This window comes from Ruegeria discodermiae (assembly GCF_030758345.1).
Lineage (GTDB): Bacteria > Pseudomonadota > Alphaproteobacteria > Rhodobacterales > Rhodobacteraceae > Ruegeria_C.
The window spans coordinates 12,893-37,065 of record NZ_JAVAMO010000023.1 but is presented as its reverse complement, the minus strand read 5'-3'; the positions used below and the strand labels follow the sequence as shown (position 1 = coordinate 37,065).

Below are 24,173 nucleotides of genomic sequence, written 5' to 3'. Positions count from 1 at the left end.
AAGACCGCCCCAGTGTTCGGTGCGTGAGCGAGGAGGGCGCTACGCCGCCAGGCTCATGGCGGACAGGTGATCTGCCACAAACCGTCCAAACGCATCCGTGTTGATAGAACCGCCAATGTCACGGGTCCGCTTCGCCGGATCATCGATGACGGCGTCAACAGCGTCTGAGATCGCGCGGCCAGCCTCCATCAGTTTCGGTTCCCCGCGCTGTTCGCCGAGCCACGACAACATCATCGCGGCTGACAGAATGAGCGAGGTTGGATTGGCAACATTCTTGCCGGCAATGTCGGGAGCCGAGCCATGTTGCGCTTGGGCACAGCAAAGACCGGTTTCTGCGTTCGCATTGATAGAGCCCGCCAGGCCAAGGGATCCGGAGAGCTCGGAGGCGAGGTCGGACAGGATGTCGCCGTAGAAGTTTGTAGCAACGACGACATCGTAGTTCTGTGGTTGGCGCACCAGAAGAGCCGCAAAGGCATCGACGATCAACTCTTCGGTCTCAACCTCCGGATAGTCCTTCGCAACTTCGCGGAAGCATTCGAGGAAGAGACCGTCCGTCATGAGGAAGGAGTTGGCTTTGTGGATCGCCGCGACCTTCTTCTTGCGCTGCATGGCCAGCTTGAAGGCCTCACGGCAAATGCGCATGGACCCGTGCCGAGTGATCTTGCGGACCGACAGCGCCATGTCTGGGTCGGGCATCATCTCGCCCACGCCTTTGAACATGTTCCGATCCGGATAAAACCCTTCGGTGGCTTCGCGCATGATCACGAGATCCATGTCAGGGGCCTTGTTGGGCAGGAAAGATCGGGAGCGCGCCGGGCGCACATTAGCGTAAAGATCGAGCCCGATGCGGAATCCGGCGGAAACGTTTCGACCGCCTTCGGCCACAGGTGGATAGTCCATATGAGACTGTGTGCCGAGAATAACACCATCGAACTCTGCGCGCGCACGATCCAGGACGTTTTCGCGCAACGTGATGCCGTGTTGTTTCAGACTGTCGAAGCCGGAGATTTCCTCTTCGAAAGTGAGGCGCAGATCGAACTTTGCGCTTGCGGTGCGCACCACATCCAGGGTCGCCCCCATGATCTCTGGGCCAATCCCATCACAGGGCAATACCATCAAACGCATGTCCATCCTCCCTTATCGTAGACTTGCTTGAATTGGCTTTTACCGTGCAAAGATGCAAAAAGCAATATTGAAACTGACAAGAAAGCTCTCGATCCACATTAACAAGTATAATCCATGGTTTTGTGCAATGTTGTAATGATGAGGTATTGCCATCCAGATCAACAAGATTGCATTTTTACTTGACAAGATGCAGATTTGAGACGTATTGCACATAATGTCATAAAAATGCAAAATGATCGCAGGGAGGAAACCATGATCAATCGCAGGGCATTCACCACGCTGGCCGCTGTGGCCGCGCTCTCACTAGGCGCAGCCCCGGCACTTGCCGAAAGCTATCCCAGCGAACGTCTGAACTATACGATCGCCTTCGGTCCCGGCGGCGGTAATGACCGCATGTCCCGCACCGTTGTCGACATTCTAAAGAAGTATGAACTTTACCCTGGCAATATCGTCGTCGAGAACCGCGAAGGTGGCAGCGGAGCGGTTGGCTTCAGTTTCGTGAAGAACAAGGCCGGCGATCCCTATGCCGCCACTTCGACCAGCGGCAATTTCATCGGGACGCCACTCGTCTCGGATACAGACTGGACCTATGCGGATTTTACGCCCATTGGGCTGCTGGCAAGTGACGCCATGTTCCTGGTAGTGCGCACAGACTCCGACTTTGGTTCCATTGATGAATTCGTCGAGGCCGCCAAAGCAGGGCGGGTTACAATTGCGGGCAGTGGGTCGGCCGGTCCAGAGCGCGTGACGGCCAGCCTCTTTGCTCAGGCCGCAGGCATTGAGTACGAATATGTGCCCATCGGTTCCGGCGGCGAACTCGTCACCGCGCTGACCTCGGGCAGTGTGGACGCGGTTGTCGCCAATCCGTCCGAAGTGGCCGGTCAGATGGAAGCGGGTACCTTCAAGGCACTGGCCTTCTCGGATTCCGCGCGCAGCACCAACCATCCGGACATTCCGACGTTCCAAGAACTAGGATACGACTTCAGCTTCTCGCTGCCGCGCGGCGTGGTCTTGCCCCCCGAACTGGATCCGGCTGTTCAGGACTGGTGGGTCGCGACCCTGCAAAAGGTGGTCGGAACTCCGGAATGGCAGGAGTACCTGGTCACCAACGGCATGTCCGGCAACCCGATCTGGGGTGAGGAATTTGGTGCCTATTTGGCCGACACCAGCACCAAATACGAAGCAGTGCTTAAAGACATCGGCGCGATCAACTAAGCAGACACGTTAAGCTGTTGCGGACACAGGATGTGTCCGTGACAGTCATCGTAAATATGGGAGGAAACCATGAAAAAGTGGTTCGCCGCAGCCTTGTTGCTGTTGGCGATCGGGTACACTGCCTACGGGCTGTCGACCCTGTCGCTCTACACATCTTCGGGCCGTCCGGCGGCCGGTTTCTTCCCGCTTCTGATCGGTGTGATGCTGATCGTCACCTGCACCATCAATCTCTGGAACGACATCCGCGAACGGCGCGCTGAAGAACAGGCCGGGGTGTCTCATACACATCAGACAGATCCCGTCGCCGAAGGCACGGCTGAAGCCATGGGCATCCACACCGATGCGCTTGATGGCGGGCCGGAATACGGGCGCGATGTGGCCATCACATTCGCTTACCTCTGCGGCTTTGTCGCCATCCTGAAATTGGTTGGCGCGCTGCCCGCCATGCTGATCTTCATGCTGATCTTCCTCTTCACGTTCAATCGACCGCATCCGGTCAGCAACGTGCTCTACAGCCTCGCCCTGCCCGGTGGGCTCTACCTCCTGTTTAAGGTTCTTCTGAACGCCTCGCTCCCCACCGGCCCTCTGGGCTTCTGATGCCATGCCCTTTGTCCAACGAGTCAATCACCCATGCTAGCCGATATCGTCTCCAATCTGTCTCTTGGCCTCAGCGTCGCGGCCTCGCCTGAAGGACTTCTCTTCCTCGTCATTGGCGCCTTTGTTGGTATGATCGTCGGTCTCTTCCCTGGCTTTGGTCCGGCGGCGGGTATCGCGGTCCTCATTCCAATGACCTTCGGCCTGACGCCGACAATCGCCATCATCATGCTGGCGGGCATCTATTACGGCTCGATGTATGGCGGGACGATCACCTCGATCCTGATCAACACGCCTGGTGAATCCGCGACAGTCGCCTCGACGCTCGATGGTTATCCGCTGGCCCAGAAGGGCAGAGCGGGTCCGGCACTTGTCATGCAAGCGATTGCGTCCTTCTTTGGTGGCACAATTGGCGTCATTTTGATCACGGCGCTTGCCCCCTCGCTTGCCAACTTCGCGGCATCTTTTGGGCCGTCCGAGTACTTCCTGATTATCGCCGTCGGCTTGCTGATGCTGACGACCATGATGGGCGACAACAAGTTCAAAGGGTTCATTTCTGCACTGATCGGCTTTGCCATCGGCACCGTTGGCGTGGACGTAATGAGCGGCCAGCAGCGCTATACGTTCGGCTCTCCAGAGTTGATCGGCGGCGTGTATTTCGTCGCGGTGGCCATCGGTCTGTTCGGCATCGGCGAACTGCTGCACTGCATTCTGAACGGACAGCATCGACAGCCCGCGAAGCGATTGCGCATTAGTTTCCGGGACAAAGAGTTCTGGCCAACGCGACAGGACTATCACGAGTCCCGTTTCACATTCTGGCGCGGATCGGCCATCGGATTCATTGCCGGTGTCTTACCAGGCTCCGGCGCGACACTCGGTTCGATCATCGGCTATTCGGTCGAGAAAAAGATCGCAAAAGACCCCGAGAACTTCGGCAAAGGCGAGATGCGCGGCCTGGTCGCCCCCGAAGCGGCGAACAATGCGGCGTCAGCCGGTGCCATGGTGCCTTTGCTGTCTCTTGGCATCCCAGGCTCTGGCGCAACTGCAGTGCTTCTCGGCGCCTTCCTGATGTGGGGGCTGCAGCCTGGGCCGCTTCTCATCGTCAACGATCCCGAATTTGTCTGGGGCCTGATCGCCAGCATGTATCTCGGCAACATGATTCTGATCGCCCTCAGCATCTTCGCCATTCCACTCTTCGTGAAGTTCCTTGACGTGCCGTATGTCAATGTCGTGCCAGTCATCGTTCTTCTGTGTGTTATCGGTGCCTATGCGATCAATGCGAGCATCGTGGAAACGTGGATCCTGGTCATTAGTGGGCTGATCGGCTTTGCTATGAAGAAATACGGGTATTCGCCTGCGGCAACCGTGCTCGCCCTCGTGCTCGGCTCAATGGCGGAAGAAACGTTCCTTCAGACCTACATAATCTCTCAAGGCACGATGAACCTGTTCTGGGTCCGCCCCGTCTCACTTGTGCTTTCATTGATCTTGCTCACCGTTGTTGTGGTTCCTCTTGCGATCTCTTTGTCTAGGAAAGCGAAGTCCTACAAAGCAAACTCGACGCGAAAGGTGTGAATGTCTGCTCTTTGGGAGCTGCGCTGCAGCACCAATAGACAGAGTCAAAGTCCGCTTAGGGCCGTACTTACTAGTTGTGGTGGGGCTAGCGGTCATCGACCTCTTTGTTGGCCAGTGGGATTTGGACAAGCCAAACGCCCCTGGCCGTCAGGGTGAGGGCGCTGCCCTCCCCCTCGGGCAACCCTATTAGACAGCGCCGTGTCCTCGGCTGCGCCTGCGGGCCGCACCACCCTGTCGAATAGCATTGCCTCGCCCCCTCCCGCGTTCGCAACGTGGCAGATCAGCAGGAACAGGCGGCTTCGCCGTCTGATCTGCAAATCAGCCCTGATTTCCCGAAGGGAAGTCAGATCAAACGAGACAGTCTGCGGGTGTATGACAAGGGGGTGTTGGGTCAGTTCATGACGCAAAGGTCAAACTCGTCTGACGTCCAACAAGGGTTGTCGGGCGACACATAGTTTTGCCATTCGGCGACATCTAAGCAATTGATTTTATGTAAACTTGGCTTTCTGAAGCGCGCAAACTTTGCCATTTGCGACTCAAAGGCTTTCCAGCAAATCAGAATGGTCAAAATGCTGCCACTAGTCTTCAGTGCTACTTCTGTAACTGAGCCTCCTATCTTTGATTGACACCAACCAAATCAGAATAAGAACGCTCACCGCGAGTGATTTGACGTTTGAGAGTGTTCGTTGCTGCTTTTGCCTTACCCTCGCCCAATAGCGATGTGATCGCTTGATGTTCCTCGAAAGATTTCGTCGTTCGATCGGAACGCTTGGACAGGTGCGTCCGCATAGTTTGGACGATATCACTGACTTTTTGATATCCATCCCGCAGGTAACTGTTTCCGCAGGACCTGAAAAACGCGTCGTGAAACTCGGCGTCAAGTTCCAAGTAGTGTTCGAATTCATCTGCTTCCTGCGCTTCTGACATCTTCGAAACAATCGCAGCCAGTTCATTGATCAGAGCAGTGGGGTTCTTCTCAAGCGCCTGCTCCAAAGCTGCAGATTCTAGGATGAGCCGATACTGGCAAAGCTGCACCACGTCCTCTTGAGAAAGAGAGAATACGAAGGCTCCTCGATGAGGAAATATCTGAACGAGCCCCTGAAGGTTCAAAGCCGATAGCGCTTCGCGAATCGGAGTTTTGCTGATGCCCATGGCATTTGACAGCTTCACCTCCGGCAACGATTCACCCAATTGAAACGTGCCATTGATAATGCCTTTTCGGATGTGCTCTTCAGCAGTTTTACTCAACGATTCCGGTCGCTTAATCTGCAAAATCTCAGTCATCTTCACTTCGTCCTATTTCGTCTTTCTAACACAATAGCACATGTACGCTTGATTTCTATATTATATCTGATATCTCAGATAACAGATCGAAAACTAAATCCGTGGGAGGATACCTTGTTCAAGAAGTCAACACTGGCGCTTGGCGTCGTCATGTCAGCCGGGCTTGCTTTTGCAGCATCCGCTGAAACAGTCATTAAGGTTGGGCATGGCGCAGCAGAAGCGTTTCATATGCATCGCGCGCTACTGAAATTTGAAGAACTGGTCGAAGCTGGCTCGAATGGTGAGATCGACGTACAGATATTCCCCTCGTCGCAGATGGGTCCTGATCGCGAGATGATCGAAGGTGTTCAAACCGGCGTACTCGAAATGGCCATTCCTCCTTCTTCTTTCTTCGCGGGCTGGGACCCGGCTTTTGCAGTAATTGAACTGCCTTACATGTATTCCTCCAAGGACATCGCCTTTGATGTTCTTGATGGTGATGCTGGTGATGACATGCTTGCACGGGTCGAAAACCAGGGATTGGTCGGTCTTGGCTGGCTTGAATTGGGTGTACGCAATGTGACCAACAATGTCCGTCCGGTTGCAACCCCCGCAGATCTCGAGGGTGTCAAGCTGCGCACCATGAAGGTTCCGGCGCATGTGGCGACATTCGAAACGCTCGGGGCCAACCCGACGCCAATGAACTTTGGTGAGGTCTATTCTGCTCTCCAGCAAGGCGTGATCGACGGTCAGGAAAACCCACTGGCGATCATTACCTCACAGCGTTTCTACGAGGTGCAGAAATACCTTTCGACCACGGGCCATGTCTTTGCGGTCTATATGCCGGTCATCTCCAAACCGTTCTTTGACTCGCTGTCCGCAGAGCATCAGCAACTGGTCCGGGACTCGATGGCCGCCGCACGTGACTATCAGGCGGAACTGGTCGCAAACGAAGATGCGGAACAGTTGGAACAGATCCGTGCTGCCGGTGTCGAGGTTCTGGAACTGACTGCAGAGCAGCGACAGGCCTTTGCCGACAAAACCGAAAGCGTCCGTCTGCAGTATCGCGACGAGGTTGGCGCCGAAGCCTATGACGACTGGGTGGCAGCGGTTTCCGCAGCGAGCGGAAGCTGATCCTCGGACTACTCAGCCAATACGGGCACCCGTGCCATGAGGGTTCGGGTGCCCCTTTCGTTCAAGGGGAGGTGAACGGTGTCGGTTATCAAATGGATCGATATGAATGCCGAAAAGGTCTTAGCCAGCGCACTTCTGGCTGCGATTGTCTTGTTGATCTTTGGCAATGTGTTCATGCGCTACATTCTGAATGCCTCTCTTTCATGGGGCGAAGAGCTAACGCTTTGGTTGTTTGTATGGTTTGTCTGGCTTGGCGTCAGCTATGCGTTCCACACAGGCGATCATGTGCGTATCACGGTCCTGCGTGATGTCCTAAGCGAGCGCGCAAGGCTTTACGCAGATGTTGTGATCGCGCTTCTTGTCCTTGGATTTCTGATCGTTCTGACAATTGAATGCATCAAGCTTATCCGACAGCCTTTTGTCGCCAGCCAGACTTCGGTCGTTTTGGGGCTACCGATTCCGATCCTTTATGCTTCGGCGCCGATTGGCGCGGGCCTGTCCGCGATCCGCGTCACTCAACATCTGATCCGAACCCTGCGCCTGATCGCAGGAACCAAAGCGTGAGGAACCCGGCATGCTTGCAACAACGCTTTTCTTGACGCTCTTTGCCCTGTTGCTCTTCAGTGTGCCAATTGGCATCTGTTTGGGCCTAGCTACTATGATCGTGATGGTCTTTGTGGATGGCGCGCCACCTATGGTTCTTCTGGCACGGTCGGTGGTAACAGGCGCGGACTCCTTTCCTCTAATTGCCGTCCCTCTGTTCATATTGGCAGGCGACCTGATGCAGCACGGCGGAATGTCTCGTCGACTGGTTGGGTTCGCCAATGCGCTGATCGGTCATATCCGGGGTGGGCTTGCTTATGTAAACGTACTCGCCTGCGTGTTCTTTGCCGCCATATCCGGTTCGTCTCCTGCGACCGTAGCCGCCATCGGGTCGAACATGATCCCTGAGATGGAAAAGGTCGGCTATACACGCAAATTCAGCGGCGCATTGACGGCATCATCAGGAATGATCGGTGTAATGATACCGCCAAGTATTCCATTCATCATATATGGTGTTACTGCCGAGGTTTCGATCGGCAAACTGTTTCTCGCAGGTGTAGTTCCTGGCATCCTTTTTGCCCTCATGTTCATGTTGGTCGCTCGTGTTCTGCTGCGAAAGGACGAGGTTGTTCAGCAATCGACGACTACGTTCTCAGGCCCGGGCGTCTGGCAGAGCTTCCGGTCTTCCATCTGGGCGCTATTGGTGCCGGTAATTATCCTTGGGGGCATCTACAGCGGTATCTTCACCCCAACCGAAGCCGGTGCCGTGGCCGTAGTCTATGCCGCTTTCATCGGCATATTCGTCTATGGCGACATCACCCTCAAGAACCTGCCAGAGGTTTTGGCGGGCAGTGCAAAGACCAGCGGGACCATTCTGGTATTGGTGATCATGGCGACCGCCTTTGGCAGGTTGATCACGCTCGCAAGAATCCCGACAGAGCTCGCAACAACGATCACCAGCCTGTCCGACAACCCAATCATCATCCTGTTGCTGATCAATCTGCTGTTGTTGGTGATCGGAATGTTCATGGAGACGATTTCGTCGATCATCATCATGACGCCGATCCTGCTGCCGGTTGCAACCGCGTTGGGTGTCGATCCGATTGTTTTTGGTGTCATCTTGACGGTCAACCTGGCCATTGGGTTTTGCACACCACCTTTGGGAGTAAACCTGTTCGTGGCCAGCAGCATTTCGAAGGTTTCCATCGAAAGCCTGAGCCGGGCGATCCTGCCATTCTTTGTCGGCATGCTGATCTTGTTGATGTTCATCACCTATGTGCCCGCAATTTCCTTGGCCTTGCCATCCCTTTGGTGACCGACTGAGGAGCTTCAAACGTTAGACAACGAGCAGAGGACCCGGATGGATCTGGACCTATCCCACCCGTCGATAGAAGACCTTCGGAAAACCGCACAGAAGCGCATTCCGAAGTTTGCCTTCGAATACCTCGACAGCGCGACTGGCCGGGAGCTGGGGTTGAAGGTCAACCGGGACGCACTTGATGCCATCGGATTCATGCCGCGTGTACTATGCGGTCGAACAAAGGCTGACCTGCAGACTACATTGATGGGTAAAACTTACGAACTGCCATTCGGGATAGCACCGGTAGGCATGTCCGGCTTAATGTGGGCAGGAGCAGAGCGGATGCTTGCAAAGGCAGCGGTTGCTCACAACATTCCGTTTTCGCTGTCGAGCGTGGCGGTTGCTTCACCGGAAGATGTGGCACCTTACATTGGCAAAAACGGATGGTTTCAGCATTACCCGGTGAACTCCGGCGATCTGCGCCGCGCGATGCTGCCGAGGATTAAGGCAGCGGGATTTCATACGCTGATTATCACGGTGGACGTTCCAGAAGAGAGCCGACGCGAACGACAGCGCCGCGCCAATCTGACGGTGCCTCCAAAAGCTGACCTGCGCACGCTGACTGAAATGGCATCACGACCGGCTTGGTGTCTTGCGCATCTGCGCGAGGGCATCATGCCACGTATGCGGTTCTTTGACGATTACGTCCCCGCGCGTGGGCGAGAAAGCTTTACTCATGCAGGCGCTCTGATCCGTGGAATTCCAGATTGGGACTACCTGCGCAAACTACGGCGGGAATGGGAGGGTCACCTGATCGTCAAGGGTGTCCTGCGGCCGGAGGACGCGCAAAATATGGTGGCCGAAGGCGTGGATTGCATCTGGGTCTCAAACCACTCCGGGCGTCAATTCGAAGCCGGGCCTGCCGTGATTGACCAACTCCCGAACATCCGCGAGGCGGTCGGAATAGATGTGCCACTGATCTACGACTCTGGCGTTGCCTGGGGATTGGACATCATGCGTGCCCTGGCGAAAGGTGCAGATTTCGTTATGGTCGGGCGCGCCTTTCAATATGCTGTTGCAGCGTTCGGAGCACGAGGGATCGACCATCTCGTTCACATCCTGAAAGCTGACATTGAGGCCAACATGAGCCAGCTTGGCAGCGAAAACCTCGGCAGTCTGGCAGAGCACCTTCTGAGAACTGGCTGATCGGTGCTTGCGGCGCGTGGCGTATCACGCAGACGCGTTGTCATCCTCGTCAATCAGCCCCTTGACGATCAGATCCGCGGTTGAGCGCGAACATGCCATTGGCAGATCATATACCGTTGCGAGACGGGTCAGAGCCTTAACGTCGACGTCATGTGGCATGGGCGACAGGGGATCGACGAAGAAAATCAGTGCATCCAGTTTCTCTTCACAGATCATAGCGCCGATCTGTTGGTCTCCCCCGAGTGGTCCGCTTTTCAGGCAGGTCACATCCAGTTGTGGATAGGCTTGCATAATGCGACTACCGGTGGTCCCTGTCGAAAAGATTTGTACTTTGGACAGGCGGGCCAATTGCAGACCCACCCATTCAACGATTTCGTCCTTTCGCGCATCATGGGCCACAAGCGCGAAACGCGGTGCATCACCTGATGAATTGTTCAACGTAATCTTCTCCAAGACCGACTTCCCCGAAATGTTTTCGGCACAGATCAATCTTGGTAAAGACATCTTCGTAGCCAGTGACCTTGCCCCACGGATCAACATAGCACATCACGCCATTGACCTGGAAATAGGTGACCATCTCTTCGACATCGTCGGGAACGACCAAAGTATGAGTCTCACCCGGCGGCTCAAAGACATATCCCCCTTCTTCCGCAACCCAATCATGTTCCAGATAATGCCAGCGCCCTTTCAGGACAAAACCGTGGACTGGCTGTGGATGGCGGTGCCGCGAAAGAACACCAGCTTTGCGCACTTTGAGAAGGTTCATCCAATAACCTTGCGAGCGGTTCAGGCAGAGCGGTCGGAACCAGACGTTCTCTGCCTGCGGAACCCACAGTCTGTCGTCCTCACTCATGGCATTCGGGATCACGATCTCGTCTTGCGCATCCTTGGGGAATGGCAATTGATATGGCACTCGGGCGGTGTCATCGTCATTCATAGATTTTCCTCACATAGCGAGATAGCCGCCATCGACCGGATAGATCGATCCGGTCACAAAACTGGCGTTTTCACTCAAAAGCCATTGCACAAGCGCACCGACTTCTTCGGGTTTCCCCCAGCGCTTCATTGGCGTACGCGCCATGATCCCCGCTGTTCGTTCAGGGTCTTCCCGAAGGCCCTGGGTCATCTCTGTCTCAATCCAACCCGGCGCGATGGCATTGACCCGGATACCGTCTTCGGCCCAGCGACCTGCGAGCGCCTTGGTCAACTGTGCCACGCCGCCCTTAGAAGCGGAATACGCCGGAACCAAAGGCCCACCAAAGGTACTGAGCATAGAGGCGGTGTTGACGATGGCCCCACTAGCTTCAGCCAACAATGGATGCGCGGCAAGACAGCAGCGCATGGTGCCTGTCAGATTCACATCGAGCACCTTGGCGAAGACGCCGATGTCATATTCTTCGCCACGTAGAAGAATACCTGCGCAGTTCACCAAGGCATTGAGACCCGTGAGTTCGCCGAAGACATCATTGATGGATGTCTGGTCGGTGACATCCAGGATTTGCACCTTGATCCCGTCCTGAGGCTCGAATGCATCCAATTCAGATTGGGAGGCGGACGCAGCGATGACGGACCAACCTGCGCCTGCCAAAGACCGTGCAACACCAGCACCGATTCCCCGCGTACCGCCCGTAACAAGGGCCTGTTTCATCCAAGTTCCTCCAATACACTGGTGAAGGCGCGCGCGCGCCTACCGATATCATCCAATGTATAGTTCGGTTTGAACAGCGCGGAACCCAGCCCATATCCATCTGCACCCGCGGCATGATACGACGCCATCGTATCCGGCGTTATGCCGCCTACCGCAGCGACGACTGCGTCTGCAGGCAATACGGCGCGCATTGCAGCGATGGCAGCGGGTGGCACCATTTCCGCCGGAAAGAATTTCAGGACCGATGCTCCAATATCCAACGCCGTATAGGCCTCGGATGGGGTCACGACACCTGGACACCAATACAGATCCCGCGCGACAGCCGCGCGCCCGACGTCCGGGTTCATATTGGGCGACACGATGATCCGCCCGCCTGCATCTGCAACCGACGCGACCTGATCCGTAGTCAACACTGTGCCAGCGCCGACTATGGCTTGAGCGCCATGTTTCGCAGCGATCTGCGTAATCGATTCCAGCGGGTCTGGTGAGTTGAGCGGCACTTCGATTATCCGAAACCCGGTATCGAAGAGTACATCAGACACCGGGCGCGCATTTTCTGGTGCCAGCCCCCGCAAAATCGCTATCAGCGGGTTTTCAGCAAGAGCTGCGGTGAGGTCAATCATCCAACCAACCCCGCAGCGCGAGCAATCAGAAAATGCCCTTTTGCAACGATATCATCTGGCGCGCGACGGCTGTCGAAACCAGCAGTTCGGAGCGCTATTTTGTATCGGTCGGACAAGTCGCTTCGTCCAACAACAGTGATCCTGCCGACGTCTTTTACTTTGCCGGTCGCAGCAGCAACCTCGGTCCCGATCAACAAGCCCGACAAGTAATCGGCCGTCGCGACCTTTGGGATTTTGCCCATGAGAGGAAGCGTGCGAACATGAAACAGGCTGTGGAGCAGGTTCGACTCACCACTGAGGCCTGCCTTGACGCCCATCACGAACGCGTCTTCGCTGAAGGCGTCCTCCTTCATCAAGGTGCCAAGGATTGTGTGTTCTTTCAGCGCCGAAAAGATCTCACCTGTCATGTAGGTCGAGAAATCCACGATCTTCCCATCCGCAACCTGAACCCATTTGCTGTGCGTTCCCGGCATCACGAACATACCTTCGCACAAGCCTAGCGAAGATGCCCCAATGATCTGGGTCTCCTCGCCACGCATTACGTCGGGTCCTCCGGCATGTTCTGTCGAAGCACCGGTCACAAAATGAATACGCGCTCCGTTGGCCGCTTCGTGGGGGACCAGCGCTCGCGCAAGGCCGGCGGCACTCAGCGGCATTTCGGCATACTGCGTTTCTACCCAACCATTGCGGCTGGTGATCATGCCAGAAGCCAGGATCGGCAGGTCAGCCTTGGCGACCCAAGGGCCGATAAGGCGATCAAGGACCGCGTCAAAGGTTTGCCCCGCAACCTGCATGATACCTTCGGGCGACGAGACCCCATCGATCACCTCGCCCTCCGCACCAATTAGAAATGCACGGAACGATGAAGTGCCCCAATCTACGCCGATCAGCGCTGGCTCAGATGCGACCGAATTCATTCAGCAGATCCTCAACAGTTTTGCCTTGGGCTACCCATTCACGGGTTTCCTCCTCACGGTCAGCTTGCTCTTGAGCAAGGCGCACGGTTTCTTCGGCAATTTCCTGTGGAACCACGACGACGCCCATAAGATCAGCTACAATGAAATCTCCGGGGTTTACGACGACGCCCCCACAGGCGATTGGCACATTGATCGAGAGTTCTTCTTTACGTTCCGAGAACATCGTGTGCGTTCCGCGCGGCGTGATCGCGCGTGTCCAGATTGGCCAGTTGATGTCTTCCAACTCATCTGTGTCACGCCCAGTGCCATCTACGATCATACCGCGAATGCCACGGTTCTTGGCCAGACCACCCATTAAACCGCCGCAGACTGAAGTTTGACGATCACCACCCGCGTCCACGACGATCACGTCCCCGGGTTGTCCCATTTCAAGCGCTCTCAATGGGTCGACCAGATCGCCTTTTGAAAGCTGAACCGTCACGGCCGGGCCTGTTACCTTGGCGCGGAAAGCGGGCTTGATGGCGCTGTCCATCACGCCTGTTCGGTACTGCACATCCGCAAAAATGGCAGCAGCAGAGTACGCCTCCAACACCTTGTCGAATTTTTTGAGAAGTTCTGGGTTTCTTTCAAAATCATTGAAAACCCTGAGGTCCGTGCTGACGTCTGGCATTCTTGTCTCCTGTTATGCGGTAGATACGGCCAACGCGTCGGCATTGACTGTGTAGTCGGGGTTTTGTCCTGTCAGGACCTTGGCCACCTGAGTGGCCGCAGTGACCCGCGCTGCGTGTATGGATTCCTCGGAATAGTAGGCCGCATGTGGCGTTACGAGGACGTTGGGCAATGTGAACAACGGGTTGTCATCAGGCGTCCAGTTGGCGCGCTTGGCCGGCTCTTCTTCGGGGTCGTCGAGCCCTGCAGCGGCCAGATGGCCTTCGGTCAGCGCCCGGAATAGGGCTTTGTTGTCGACCGTTGGTCCGCGTCCGGTGTTCACGAGTATCGCACCGGGTTTCATGACCGAGAATTCGGCATCCGACAAAAAGTGATGCGTGTTCGGCGTCATCGGTGCCTGCATCAGGATATAGTCGGACCTTGCCAGCAATTCGGGCTTGCTCACCAGCTCGACCCCAATCTTTGCCGCGACTTCTCTTGGCAAATACGGGTCGTAGGCGATGACCGTAACTCCGAAAGATTGCGCCCGCGCCACGATGGCTTGCCCGATTTTACCCAGCGAGACGACACCCATCGTCCGCCCGCGCAAACGGTAGACCGGCTGCCCGCTTTGCCATTTCCAGATCCCTGCATGAGTGGCCCGATCATAGTCAGGCAACTTGCGCGCCAGGGTCAGCCAAAGGGCAATCGCATGATCGGCGACCTCCTCGGTGCAATAGTTTTGCACATTGGTGACGAGGATACCTTTTTCCGTCGCCGTGCCGACATCCACGATATCCACGCCTACGCCATAGCGCGCGATGACCTCGCAGTTTCGCATCCGCGTGATCGTTTCTTTCCCGATCCGGGCATATTGGTTCATCATCGCTGCGCAATGCGGCGCGACATCGAACAGGTCTTCCTGACGCTTGGCCTGAAGCGCAATCACCTCGGCTCCTGCGGCTTCCAGGATTTCCGTCTCAACGGCAACATCACCAAAGTCGTAATCGGTGATCACGACCTTGGGTTTGTCCGTTCTGGGGGGAAAGGCGGCGCGATCAGTCATAAGCACCCGCCGAATAGGTCAATTCGTACGAGTGGCTGTAGAGCTCGAAAATGTTGCCAAAAGGGTCTTCCATATAGACCATGCGATAGGGCTTTTCACCTGGGTAATACTTGCGCACTTGGCTCATGCGCTGGCGCCCGCCCAGGTCTTCGATAACCTTGACGCGGCCTTCCAGATCCTCGTCCTGTACGCAGAAATGAAACAAGCCACGCCGCCAATATTCAAACGGGCGTTCTTCTTCGACGGTCTTCGGGAACTCAAACAATTCGATGCCAACACCGTCGCCCATCGACAAATGCGCGATGCGGAAGCTTCCCCAACCTTCCCCAAATACATCGTCGCACATCTGACCGATGGCGCTTTCGTCATGCAGGATTTCAGTTGGTTCCATCAGCACATACAGGCCGAACGCCTTGGAATAGAACTCCACGGCTTTTTCCAGGTCGGGAACTGTGATGCCGATGTGAGAGAAAGTGAGAGCGGCCATGTAGGACTCCTCCAGTTAGCAGTTAAAGAATATTGCGAACGATGCCGCCTTCGATCCGATGCGCAGAACCATTGGAGGCTGTGCTTGCAGAGATCGTGACGATCATGCGGGCGACTTCGTCTGGTTGGACAAAGCGTTGTATGAGCGATGTGGGCTCATCTGATTTGAAGTAATTGTCGACTATCGTGTCGAGCGGCTCACCCTTTTGATCGGCGAGGCCGTCAAAATAGGCTTCGACACCTTCGGTCCAGGTTGGACCAGGCAGGATCGAGTTAACCCGGACTTTTGTCCCCTTTGTCAATTCTGCCATGCCACGTGTCAGACCTAACATGGCAGTTTTAGTGACAGAATAATGCACCATCTGAGGTAGTGGTTTCACTGCCGCTTCGCTGGCCATGTTGATGATGGACCCTTCCCCCCGGCGTAGCATCTCGGGCAGGAAAATCCGGCTCATCCGAACGGCGGACAGGACGTTGATGTTGAAGTAATGCATCCAGTCGTCATCGGTCAGATCCTCAAACGGTTTGACCGAAAAGATGCCGACATTGTTGACCAGCACATCAACTGTACCGCGCGCTTGCGCGAAACCCGCCAGAGTTTCCGCATCAGACGTCTTGGTTAGGTCGGCCGCAATACCTTCAACCTCGCCCAGAGATGACAGGTCTTCGACGCAGTCGGACACTTCCGCCTCGGTCAGGCCATGCACGATGACCCGCGCACCTTCTTCCAGGTAGACCCGGGCAGTGGCTTTGCCGATGCCGGAACCTGAGCCAGTCACCAGGACCAGCTTATTTTTGAGCCACAAATCCATCTCAGGCCTCCTTCTTAACGTTAGATGACTGCTGCGATGAAGGGCGGCCGAACACTCGACCCATCAAGCCCGAAATCTCTGCACGCCACATGTCTATGCCGACGGCCAACAGAATGATCAGGCCCAGCACGATGTTTTGAACCGAAGATGGCGCAGCGTTTAGGTTCAAACCATTCTGGACGATAACGATTGTCATCGCCCCCATCAGCGTGGCGAGGATGTTGCCGCGGCCGCCTGCAAGGCTGGCTCCGCCAACAACAGCAGCGGCAATGGCCTGCAGTTCCAGCGTCTGGCCATAATTGGGCGAACCAGAGTTGAGGCGTGCTGACATCAGGATAGCACCAACCGCGGTCATGAAACCCGCGATGACAAATGTCGTCGTCTGAACTTTACGCACGTTGATACCCGTCAGAACGGCAGCGGCTGGATTACCACCCACGGCATAGATCTCACGGCCGAGTTTCGTGAAGTTCATAGTGAACGCGGCAAGGACGTAGAAAAACACGAGGTAGAAGAAAGGCATCGGAACGCCGAATAGCTTGCCGTAAAAGATTGGCTCTAACGCTGGATCCAGCGAAAAGATCGGTGATCCATTGTTGAAGGTCAGGGCAAGGCCCCTGAAGGCAATCAACGCCGCCAATGTTGTGATGAAAGACGGGATACGCCCATAGGCTGTTATCAGCCCAATAAATAGACCAAGCAATCCGCCCATGAGGAGAATGAGTGGCAACGCCAGAACCAGTGGAATGCCGACAAACTTCAACATTTGCGCAAGGATCATGGTCAGCAAAGCCACCATAGACCCGGAACTCAGATCAATGCCCGCAGCGAAGATCACTATAGTAGACCCGATTGCGATCAATGCCACGATGCTTACCTGTAGGGACAGGTTTGAAAGGTTGCCCGGGTTCAGGAAGCGTTCGGTCGTAAGTGCCACGATCAGTGCGACGATCACCATTGCTGCAAATGGTCCGATCAACTGGGTGTCAAAGATCCGCTTCATGCGAAAGCCTCCTTAGGCTTGGATTGGGGGGTGTCGGCGGACGCGCGCACAAGGTCATCATGAGTAAGGTCGGATGCATCGACCGTGCGCACTATCGTTCCGTGCTGTACGACGGCAATCCGATCGCTCATCGCAAGCAACTCATCATGGTCTGAACTGATCAGAATGATCGATTTTCCCGTCCGCGTGAGCCTGTTAATCAGCTTGTAAACAGCGATCTTGGCGCCGATATCGATCCCTTGCGTCGGTTCATCAAGGATCAGGATGTCAGAGGCTGAGAACAGCCAACGTGCAATCACAATCTTCTGCTGATTACCACCAGACAAGTAGTTGACCGTCTTTTCCTCGGCCTGGGTCGAGATTTCCAGATCGCGGATCAGGTCATGGGTGGCTTGCTCTTCAGCCTTGAGATTCAAAACACCGAACCGGCTTAGCCCGCCGAGGGACGCTGCGGTGACGTTCCCGCTTGCACGGAAATTGAAGAACAACCCGTCAAACTTACGGTTCTCTGGAACAAGAGCCAAACCCGCACGGATCGCATCAATTTCCCGGCGAAAGCGAACCGGTTTGCCGTTCAGTGATATCTGCCCGGCGGTTAGCTCATCTGTCCCGAACAGGGCGCGGGCAATCTCTGTGCGGCCACTGCCCAATACGCCACCCAAGCCCAGAACTTCACCCCGGTGCAACGAAAACGATACATCTTTCACGCCCAAATTGGTGGCCAGACCCGCCGCCTCTAGCATAATATCCTTGGTCGCGTTCCGCTCCTTTGGATAATGCTCACCAATGTCCTCACCGACCATTGCGCTGACAATCTCAGAGACGTTGATCTTGGTCTCGCCACTTGCACGCACAACACAGCCGTTGCGCAGGATCGTCACTTCATCAACGATCCGTTCAACCTCATCCAGCCTGTGCGACACATAGAGAATAGCCGTGCCGCGCTCACGCATATTGCGCAGTAACTGGTGCAGGCGCTCAATTTCATCTTCACCCAATGCCGCCGTCGGTTCATCCAGGATAATCATGCGAGCGTCCATCGCGACTGCCTTCGCGATCTCGACCAGTTGTTGTTCGCCTACCGATAGCGAGCCGGTGATGGTTTCGGGAGAAACATCGACATCCATTTCCGCCAAAACGCGCGCGGCTTCGTTGTGGACTTTGGTCCAGTCGATCACACCAAAGCGGGACCGAGGCATATTGCCAAGGAAGATGTTCTCGCCAACCGACAAGGTGGGCACGATCGAGAATTCCTGAAAAACTGTTGCGACACCCAATTCACGTGCCGCCTGCGGGTCGCTGATCGTGACCGGCTTGCAATTGTGCAGGATTTGACCGCTATCGGGTTGCTGCACGCCGGACAGAGTCTTGATCATAGTCGACTTGCCACAGCCGTTTTCACCCAGCAGCCCATGAATGGAACCGGGCATAAGCCGGATGCAGACCTTGTCATTCGCCAAAACCCCAGGATAGGCCTTGGTGATATCGACAAACTCCCAAAGGGGCGTTGCGGGTGTCATTGCGATTGCCTCGACAAAAGGGAAACTCGGGTGAATTGCGACCCGGCAGCACGCGCACGCGCCACCGGGAAGCGGGGAGAAAGTTCAGTACTCTTTGGACGGCTGCGGGAAGAGCTTTTCTGGCTCTTGCAGCACGCTGATCGCACCGTCTTTGTCTTCAATTGATGTGGGCGTTTCGATCCAGCCGCCGGGATAGGACCCGTTGAGCGCATCAATGGTTGCGTGCATAGCCGCTTTACCCATCAAGAACGGTGAGGTGTTGACTGTTGCCGTGATGTTACCAGCCGCAATTTCTTCAAGGCCAGACGTGTCGCCATCGTTGCCCAAGAGAACGATATCATTGCGGCCAAGTGCTTTCGCAGCAAAGGATGCCCCAATGATCATGTAGTCGTTCGCCGCAAAGATCATGTCGAGATCAGGGTTCGACTGCAGGATATCCATACCAGCAGTGTTGCCGCCTTCAACGTTCCATTTACCATCAATGGACACCACAACCTCGAAGTTTTCGTTGCCCTCGATACCGTCGAGGAAGCCACCCACACGCTCGGTCGAGTGATAGCCTGGCTGGCCTTCGATAATGCCGACCTTCAGCGGTTGATCACCATAAGTCTCAATGGCCCAATCAGCGATAGCATGCGTGCCGTTCCGCTGAGAGTACCCGACAACGCCATGAATTGGTGTCGGGAAGTTCGGGATGTCCGAATTGATCATCAAAACGGCCATGCCCTTGTCGACAGCCTGCTTTAGCAGTGGTGCCGCAGCAAATTCGTCATGTGTACCAAAGATGATCGCATCCACATCCTGAGTCAGCACATCCTGGATCATGCCCATTTGGCCGTTGATGTCCGCACCGGACTGGGGCGCAAGCATGAAGACTTCGACCCCGGCCTCCGCAGCAACCGCTTTGATGCCTTCACCGATGGCGATGTAATAGTTGAACTCGGTCGCCGGCGGCATATACGCGATCCGGAACGTATCGTTTTTGGGTTCAATTGCATCGATTGGCGCTTGTGCCCCGTCCTCAAGTGGAACCGGTGCCGGATAATTCTCCGCCAGAGCGACCGTTGCCAGCGTGGCGAACCCCGCAGCAAGCGTAGTGGTCATAAGCGTTTTCAACATAGGTTTCTCCTCCAGAATTTCGTTGGTTATCCTTTGAATGGCGCGTCGATCACGCCACGAACGCCGGGCTTCACAGCAAAGAGGCCGCCGGATTCCGGTTCTTTTGTTAAAGCTGCTTCGTCACTCATCAGCCTTGAGGTCGTGATGAACAGCGTGTCGAGATCAGGCCCACCGAAAGCGCAACAGGTGGGCTTCCAGACCGGCACCTCGATCACTCGATCTATCGTGCCGTCAGGTGCGACGCGAACAACGCGATGGCCTTCCCATTCGGCGTTCCAAACGCCCCCTTCGGCATCGACACAGGACCCATCAGGCAAGCCAGGTTCATCATTGAAGGAAGCGTGCTGCCGACGGTTCGAAACGGTTCCACTGCGGGTGTCGTAATCAAACGCGACGATTTCCCGATCCGGGGTATCCGCGAAGAACATCGTCTCACCGTCGGACGTAAAGCAAGTCGAATTGGCGCAAGACACTCCTTCAATAATCGTTCGTACACTCAAGTCTTTATCGACGAGGATGACTGACGAATCGGCCTTACCAGAAACTTCGTTCATGCCTCCAACAATCAATCGCCCCTGGCGATCGGTTCGCCCATCGTTCAGCCGTGTCTCCGGATTGTTCGACTCGAATCGCGCCACGAGGGTTTGCTCGCTATTGGGCGAATCGAACAAGACAACTCGATCCGCATAGGCAACGATCAGACCGCCAGACGCGCGCGGCGCGAAGCAACACACGCGCTCCGGCATCTCATGAGAGGCAGTTTCCGACGTTGCAGGATCAAATGACCAAAGCGCACAGCCTTCAATGTCGGTCCACCAGATAAGGCCATTGGCGGGATTCCAGAAAATCCCCTCCCCGTGCTGGTTCTTACAATCGACGACCAACTCTGCGCGCACTTTATGATCTCCTAAGTACGTTCTGATATCTGATATACCAGCTTGCCTAATCTGGTGTATCAGATATCTTGCATCTGGCAACACCTTTTTTTGGAGATATCCTCAGATGGCGCTTGAGAGACCCAAGTCTTTGCGTGAACTCGCACTGGAACATTTGCGGAATAGTATTATCGATGGCTCCCTGAAAATGGGTCAGGTTTTGTCGGAGCGAAAAATCTCCGAAGAGCTGGGCGTATCGAAATCGCCAGTCCGCGAAGCACTCGCTCAATTACGTGACGAAGGGTTGGTCAGTATCGAGCCTCAAAAAGGCGCACGCGTTTTTTCGCTGTCTGAGCCGGAAGTGACTCAGATCTGCGATTTCAGACAGGCTATCGAAACTGCCGCCTTTGAACTTGCGTTGTTGCGGAACCCGGAAGGTCTTGCCAGCGACATGCAGCGTGTCGTGAAGGACATGGAGAAGGAACGCAGGCGAGGTAATGAAAAGGGCTACCTTTCACTGGATACCACATTTCATCAGTTGATTTTTGAACATGCCGGTAACGATTATCTGACGGCCAGCTATACACGCTACATCGGTAAGATTGCCGCATTGCGAACCCATTTGGCGAAGCTGCCACAGCATACTGAGCTCTCCTTCGACGAGCATTCGAAAATCGCTATTGCCGTTCGCGAAGGTGACATGGCCCAAATCAAATATCTTCTCACAGCGCATATTGACCGCACCAGACAAGCCTACAAAAGCGCCGCCATCGTCCTCGAAGGAGCGACCGCATCCTAGCAAAAACGTAGCTTCGTTGTGACGGGGGCGGGCCAGAACGGCGCCGCCCCTTTCTTTTGGGCACCTCACGGTCTTTTCTTTTTCGGTTGACATCTGAGATATCAGATGCCAATCAAAAGGCGGGAGGAAGCTTGTATGACGCCAGCAATGAAACCTGACTCACCGGGGCTACAGCCACTGATCCAGCTGGATCGGGTTGGCAAAAGTTTCGGCACGAACGTTGTTTTGGATGGCGTCGACTTTGAATTGAGACCCGGCGAAGTTCACGCGTTTTGTGGAGAAAACGGCGCCGGAAAATCCACCTGTCTCGGCCTGTTTTATGGGCTTCACCAACCCTCTGCTGGGCGTATCCTGTGCGACGGCAAGGAACAGCGAGTCGAAAGCCCATCGCACGCGCAATCCCTGGGCATCGGCTGTGTTTTCCAAGAGCTCAGCCTCGCTGGCGCGCTCTCTGTTGCGGAAAACATCTACGCGGGCCGCGTACCCACCCGGTTCGGCGTAGTTGACTGGCCCGAACTGCGCCGCCGAGCGGAGGCGTTGCTGGCGGAATTCGGTCTGGATATCGACGTCTCAACACCCGTGGAAAACTTGCCGATCAGCTCCCGCCAGATTGTTGAAATCGCCAAGGCTCTGTCGTTGAATTCCCGCGTCCTTTTGCTGGATGAACCGACATCGGCATTGGCACCCGACGAAGTAGACGCACTATTTGAAGTCCTAAAGTCCCTGACAAAAAAAGGGATTGGCATCGTCTATGTCAGCCACCATATGGCCGAGATTTTCCAGATCTCGGATCGCATTACCGTTTTGCGAGATGGGCGCCACATCAGCACTTTACCGGTTTCGGAAACTTCTCAGGAACAAGTCGTTGCCGAGATGATCGGCGGCGCTCACCCCGGTGATGTCACGCGGTCAGTTAAGGTTAACGGCGAAGAGGTTTTGCATGTCCAAGAATTAACCCATCCAGGTGAATTCGAAGACATTTCTTTCTCAATTAAAGCCGGAGAGATTGTAGGGATGGCAGGGTTGATGGGCGCTCGCCGCAGCGAGATTGTTCGATCGATTGTCGGATTGATGCATGGCGCGACCGGGGAGATCAGACTTCAAGGCAAGCCTGTTAACTTTGCGTCCTTGCGGCAGGCGATGCGTGCTGGGGTCGGGTTTGTTCCCGAAGAACGCAAGACTGAAGGCCTCTTTCTGGAACAATCACTCAGCGACAACCTGATCGCGGCCAGTCTTTCCGATCATGCGTCTGCTGGGTTCATGCGTTCGGGCTCGATCAAAGCAGCCAGCCAAACAGCCATTGACGCCTTCAGTGTCAAAACCGGCGGGATTAACGAACTTGTTGGTGATCTCTCAGGGGGCAATCAGCAAAAGATTATGTTGGCCAAGTGGCTCAAACGCGCGCCAGCTCTTCTGATCATTGAGGAGCCCACAAAAGGGGTCGATGTCGGAGCCAAATTCCAAATCCACACCGAACTTTTGCGTCGAGCAGCCGAGGGAATGGCCATCCTCGTCGTGTCATCCGATTTTCCCGAACTTGTTTCTCTCTCAACCCGCATCCTTGTCGTCCACGACGGTCGCCTCATGGGAGACATCGCAGCCGCTGAGGCAACCGAAACCACGCTTCTTCAAATGGCCGCCGGAAATTCCGTTCCAATTGTGGACGCAGCCCAAACCAATCAATCAGGAGTCGCGACGTGACCATGACCGCTCAAGCCAACTTGCCCATGAAGCGTCCGCTGCTGCGCCGTGTTTTACAAGCTTTTGTCGATATTCGTGAACTGACGCTGATCGTTCTGATCGCCGCCATCATCATCGTGATGTCCAACGTTAATCCCTATTTCCTCAGCTTCTCGAACTTTCGAGCCGTGGCCGTGGGCATGGCCCCCACCGCGATCATCGTGATCGGTATGGCGATTCTACTTGCATCCGGCGGGTTCGATCTTTCCGTTGGGTCGGTAATGGCCTTGTCTTCTACTGTCGTAGCCATGCTGCTTTTGACCGGCATGCCAATACCGCTCGCTGTGGTATGCGGATTAGTGCTGGGTGGAATTGTCGGTGTAGTAAACGGTTTGCTGGTGACCGGACTCGGGATCAATCCGCTTATCGCGACCCTCGGCACGATGTCGATCGCGCGCGGCATCGCTCTTGTCCTGACCGAAGGTTTTTCGGTTTCAAGCCTGCCTGCATCATTTGCCTGGATCGGCAAAGCCGGCATAGGCGGCTTTCCTGTAATCGTCTTGTTCACCATTCTGCTGGTCGTCCTGTTTGACCTGGCCGTCCGCCATACACGCTTTTTCCGTCAGGTCTATTTCATCGGCGCCAATGAAAAGGCCGCGATGTTGTCAGGCATCCATGTCACACGCGTGCGTATCATTCTGTACGCACTGACCGGTATTCTGGCTGCTTTGGCGGGTGTATTGCTGGCCTCCCGCCTAATGAGCGGTACGCCCACGGCAGGCAACGGTATCGAACTTCAGGTTCTGGCGGCTGCGGTCATCGGTGGCGCATCCCTACGCGGCGGCGAAGGTACTATTCTTGGTGCTTTCCTCGGCGTCGTTTTCGTTGCGTTGATTAACAACACTATGACGATGCTGGCTGTATCGATCTACTGGCAGATGATCGTCATCGGCGGGGTACTCGTTACAGCGGTCGCCTTGGACATGCTGATCCGAAGCAAACGGGGCTAATCCCCAAGCTTTCCA

Annotated in this window: 25 protein-coding genes; 10 read left to right on the top strand and 15 right to left on the bottom strand. The window is 55.4% G+C overall.

The window, feature by feature from the left end:
• Nucleotides 1-39 precede the first annotated feature (39 nt).
• The gene (locus Q5Y75_RS25975) at nt 40-1,125 is read right to left on the bottom strand and encodes an isocitrate/isopropylmalate dehydrogenase family protein (protein ID WP_306203033.1); all 1,086 of its coding nucleotides are present in this window, start codon (nt 1,123-1,125) and stop codon (nt 40-42) included.
• Nucleotides 1,126-1,377: 252 nt separating this feature from the next.
• Here Q5Y75_RS25975 and Q5Y75_RS25970 point away from each other — a divergent pair, with 252 nt between their 5' ends.
• The 3 genes from Q5Y75_RS25970 to Q5Y75_RS25960 all read left to right on the top strand — a co-directional run bounded on the left by Q5Y75_RS25970 (nt 1,378) and on the right by Q5Y75_RS25960 (nt 4,506).
• Nucleotides 1,378-2,340, top strand: a complete 963-nt coding sequence (locus Q5Y75_RS25970; RefSeq protein WP_306203031.1) for a Bug family tripartite tricarboxylate transporter substrate binding protein — start codon at nt 1,378-1,380, stop codon at nt 2,338-2,340.
• 69 nt (nt 2,341-2,409) lie between these two features.
• Entirely contained in the window at nt 2,410-2,937 is a 528-nt protein-coding gene (locus Q5Y75_RS25965) for a tripartite tricarboxylate transporter TctB family protein (protein ID WP_306203029.1), read from the top strand.
• Between the two features lie 33 nt (nt 2,938-2,970).
• Nucleotides 2,971-4,506 carry a tripartite tricarboxylate transporter permease gene (locus Q5Y75_RS25960; protein ID WP_306203026.1) on the top strand — a complete coding sequence of 512 codons (1,536 nt, stop codon included), beginning with the start codon at nt 2,971-2,973 and terminating at the stop codon, nt 4,504-4,506.
• Nucleotides 4,507-5,118: 612 nt separating this feature from the next.
• On the opposite strand, the gene Q5Y75_RS25955 is transcribed toward Q5Y75_RS25960, so the two are convergent.
• Nucleotides 5,119-5,790: a GntR family transcriptional regulator gene (locus Q5Y75_RS25955; RefSeq protein ID WP_306203024.1), complete on the bottom strand. Its 672-nt coding sequence runs from the start codon at nt 5,788-5,790 to the stop codon at nt 5,119-5,121.
• 114 nt (nt 5,791-5,904) lie between these two features.
• On the opposite strand from Q5Y75_RS25955, the gene Q5Y75_RS25950 reads away from it, so the two are divergent.
• The 4 genes from Q5Y75_RS25950 (at nt 5,905) to Q5Y75_RS25935 (ending at nt 9,952) form a co-directional block, all read left to right on the top strand.
• Nucleotides 5,905-6,903: a TRAP transporter substrate-binding protein gene (locus Q5Y75_RS25950; RefSeq protein WP_306203022.1), complete on the top strand. Its 999-nt coding sequence runs from the start codon at nt 5,905-5,907 to the stop codon at nt 6,901-6,903.
• A gap of 78 nt (nt 6,904-6,981) precedes the next feature.
• A complete protein-coding gene (locus Q5Y75_RS25945; protein ID WP_170357713.1) occupies nt 6,982-7,467 on the top strand; it encodes a TRAP transporter small permease in 486 nt (161 codons plus the stop codon).
• 10 nt (nt 7,468-7,477) lie between these two features.
• Complete coding sequence (locus tag Q5Y75_RS25940) at nt 7,478-8,761, top strand: TRAP transporter large permease (protein WP_306203017.1); 1,284 nt, start codon at nt 7,478-7,480, stop codon at nt 8,759-8,761.
• A gap of 45 nt (nt 8,762-8,806) precedes the next feature.
• Nucleotides 8,807-9,952, top strand: a complete 1,146-nt coding sequence (locus tag Q5Y75_RS25935; protein ID WP_306203015.1) for an alpha-hydroxy acid oxidase — start codon at nt 8,807-8,809, stop codon at nt 9,950-9,952.
• Nucleotides 9,953-9,976: 24 nt separating this feature from the next.
• Here the strand turns inward: Q5Y75_RS25935 and Q5Y75_RS25930 are convergent, their stop codons facing one another.
• The 13 genes from Q5Y75_RS25930 to Q5Y75_RS25870 all read right to left on the bottom strand — a co-directional run bounded on the left by Q5Y75_RS25930 (nt 9,977) and on the right by Q5Y75_RS25870 (nt 20,690).
• The gene (locus Q5Y75_RS25930; protein ID WP_306203013.1) at nt 9,977-10,390 is read right to left on the bottom strand and encodes a methylglyoxal synthase; all 414 of its coding nucleotides are present in this window, start codon (nt 10,388-10,390) and stop codon (nt 9,977-9,979) included.
• Nucleotides 10,371-10,889, bottom strand: coding sequence for a 2,4'-dihydroxyacetophenone dioxygenase family protein (locus Q5Y75_RS25925; RefSeq protein ID WP_306203011.1), 519 nt, complete (start codon nt 10,887-10,889; stop codon nt 10,371-10,373). The genes Q5Y75_RS25930 and Q5Y75_RS25925 overlap by 20 nt, the downstream gene beginning before the upstream one ends.
• Nucleotides 10,890-10,898: 9 nt before the next feature.
• Nucleotides 10,899-11,600, bottom strand: a complete 702-nt coding sequence (locus tag Q5Y75_RS25920; RefSeq protein ID WP_306203009.1) for an SDR family NAD(P)-dependent oxidoreductase — start codon at nt 11,598-11,600, stop codon at nt 10,899-10,901.
• A complete protein-coding gene (locus Q5Y75_RS25915; RefSeq protein ID WP_306203006.1) occupies nt 11,597-12,223 on the bottom strand; it encodes a 2-dehydro-3-deoxy-6-phosphogalactonate aldolase in 627 nt (208 codons plus the stop codon). The genes Q5Y75_RS25920 and Q5Y75_RS25915 overlap by 4 nt, the downstream gene beginning before the upstream one ends.
• Nucleotides 12,220-13,140 carry a 2-dehydro-3-deoxygalactonokinase gene (locus tag Q5Y75_RS25910; RefSeq protein ID WP_306203004.1) on the bottom strand — a complete coding sequence of 307 codons (921 nt, stop codon included), beginning with the start codon at nt 13,138-13,140 and terminating at the stop codon, nt 12,220-12,222. The genes Q5Y75_RS25915 and Q5Y75_RS25910 overlap by 4 nt, the downstream gene beginning before the upstream one ends.
• Nucleotides 13,121-13,810 (bottom strand): RraA family protein, encoded by a 690-nt coding sequence (locus Q5Y75_RS25905; protein WP_306203002.1) that lies wholly within the window; start codon nt 13,808-13,810, stop codon nt 13,121-13,123. The genes Q5Y75_RS25910 and Q5Y75_RS25905 overlap by 20 nt, the downstream gene beginning before the upstream one ends.
• Nucleotides 13,811-13,822: 12 nt before the next feature.
• A complete protein-coding gene (locus Q5Y75_RS25900) occupies nt 13,823-14,854 on the bottom strand; it encodes a C-terminal binding protein (protein ID WP_010437255.1) in 1,032 nt (343 codons plus the stop codon).
• On the bottom strand, nt 14,847-15,341 hold the full coding sequence (locus tag Q5Y75_RS25895) for a lactoylglutathione lyase family protein (protein ID WP_010437254.1): 495 nt from the start codon (nt 15,339-15,341) through the stop codon (nt 14,847-14,849). The genes Q5Y75_RS25900 and Q5Y75_RS25895 overlap by 8 nt, the downstream gene beginning before the upstream one ends.
• A 22-nt stretch (nt 15,342-15,363) precedes the next feature.
• On the bottom strand, nt 15,364-16,152 hold the full coding sequence (locus Q5Y75_RS25890; protein ID WP_306202998.1) for an SDR family NAD(P)-dependent oxidoreductase: 789 nt from the start codon (nt 16,150-16,152) through the stop codon (nt 15,364-15,366).
• Between the two features lies 1 nt (nt 16,153).
• Nucleotides 16,154-17,155, bottom strand: a complete 1,002-nt coding sequence (locus Q5Y75_RS25885; RefSeq protein WP_306202996.1) for an ABC transporter permease — start codon at nt 17,153-17,155, stop codon at nt 16,154-16,156.
• Entirely contained in the window at nt 17,152-18,675 is a 1,524-nt protein-coding gene (locus Q5Y75_RS25880) for a sugar ABC transporter ATP-binding protein (RefSeq protein WP_306202994.1), read from the bottom strand. Before Q5Y75_RS25880 ends, Q5Y75_RS25885 begins: the two co-directional genes overlap by 4 nt.
• An 84-nt stretch (nt 18,676-18,759) precedes the next feature.
• Complete coding sequence (locus Q5Y75_RS25875; RefSeq protein WP_306202992.1) at nt 18,760-19,632, bottom strand: sugar ABC transporter substrate-binding protein; 873 nt, start codon at nt 19,630-19,632, stop codon at nt 18,760-18,762.
• A gap of 188 nt (nt 19,633-19,820) precedes the next feature.
• Nucleotides 19,821-20,690: an SMP-30/gluconolactonase/LRE family protein gene (locus Q5Y75_RS25870; protein WP_306202990.1), complete on the bottom strand. Its 870-nt coding sequence runs from the start codon at nt 20,688-20,690 to the stop codon at nt 19,821-19,823.
• Nucleotides 20,691-20,796: 106 nt separating this feature from the next.
• On the opposite strand from Q5Y75_RS25870, the gene Q5Y75_RS25865 reads away from it, so the two are divergent.
• From Q5Y75_RS25865 to Q5Y75_RS25855, 3 genes are all read left to right on the top strand, one after another.
• Complete coding sequence (locus Q5Y75_RS25865; RefSeq protein ID WP_306202988.1) at nt 20,797-21,468, top strand: GntR family transcriptional regulator; 672 nt, start codon at nt 20,797-20,799, stop codon at nt 21,466-21,468.
• 135 nt (nt 21,469-21,603) lie between these two features.
• Nucleotides 21,604-23,169 carry a sugar ABC transporter ATP-binding protein gene (locus Q5Y75_RS25860; RefSeq protein WP_306202986.1) on the top strand — a complete coding sequence of 522 codons (1,566 nt, stop codon included), beginning with the start codon at nt 21,604-21,606 and terminating at the stop codon, nt 23,167-23,169.
• Nucleotides 23,170-23,171: 2 nt separating this feature from the next.
• Nucleotides 23,172-24,158, top strand: coding sequence for an ABC transporter permease (locus Q5Y75_RS25855; protein ID WP_306203080.1), 987 nt, complete (start codon nt 23,172-23,174; stop codon nt 24,156-24,158).
• The last annotated feature ends 15 nt before the right edge of the window (nt 24,159-24,173 follow it).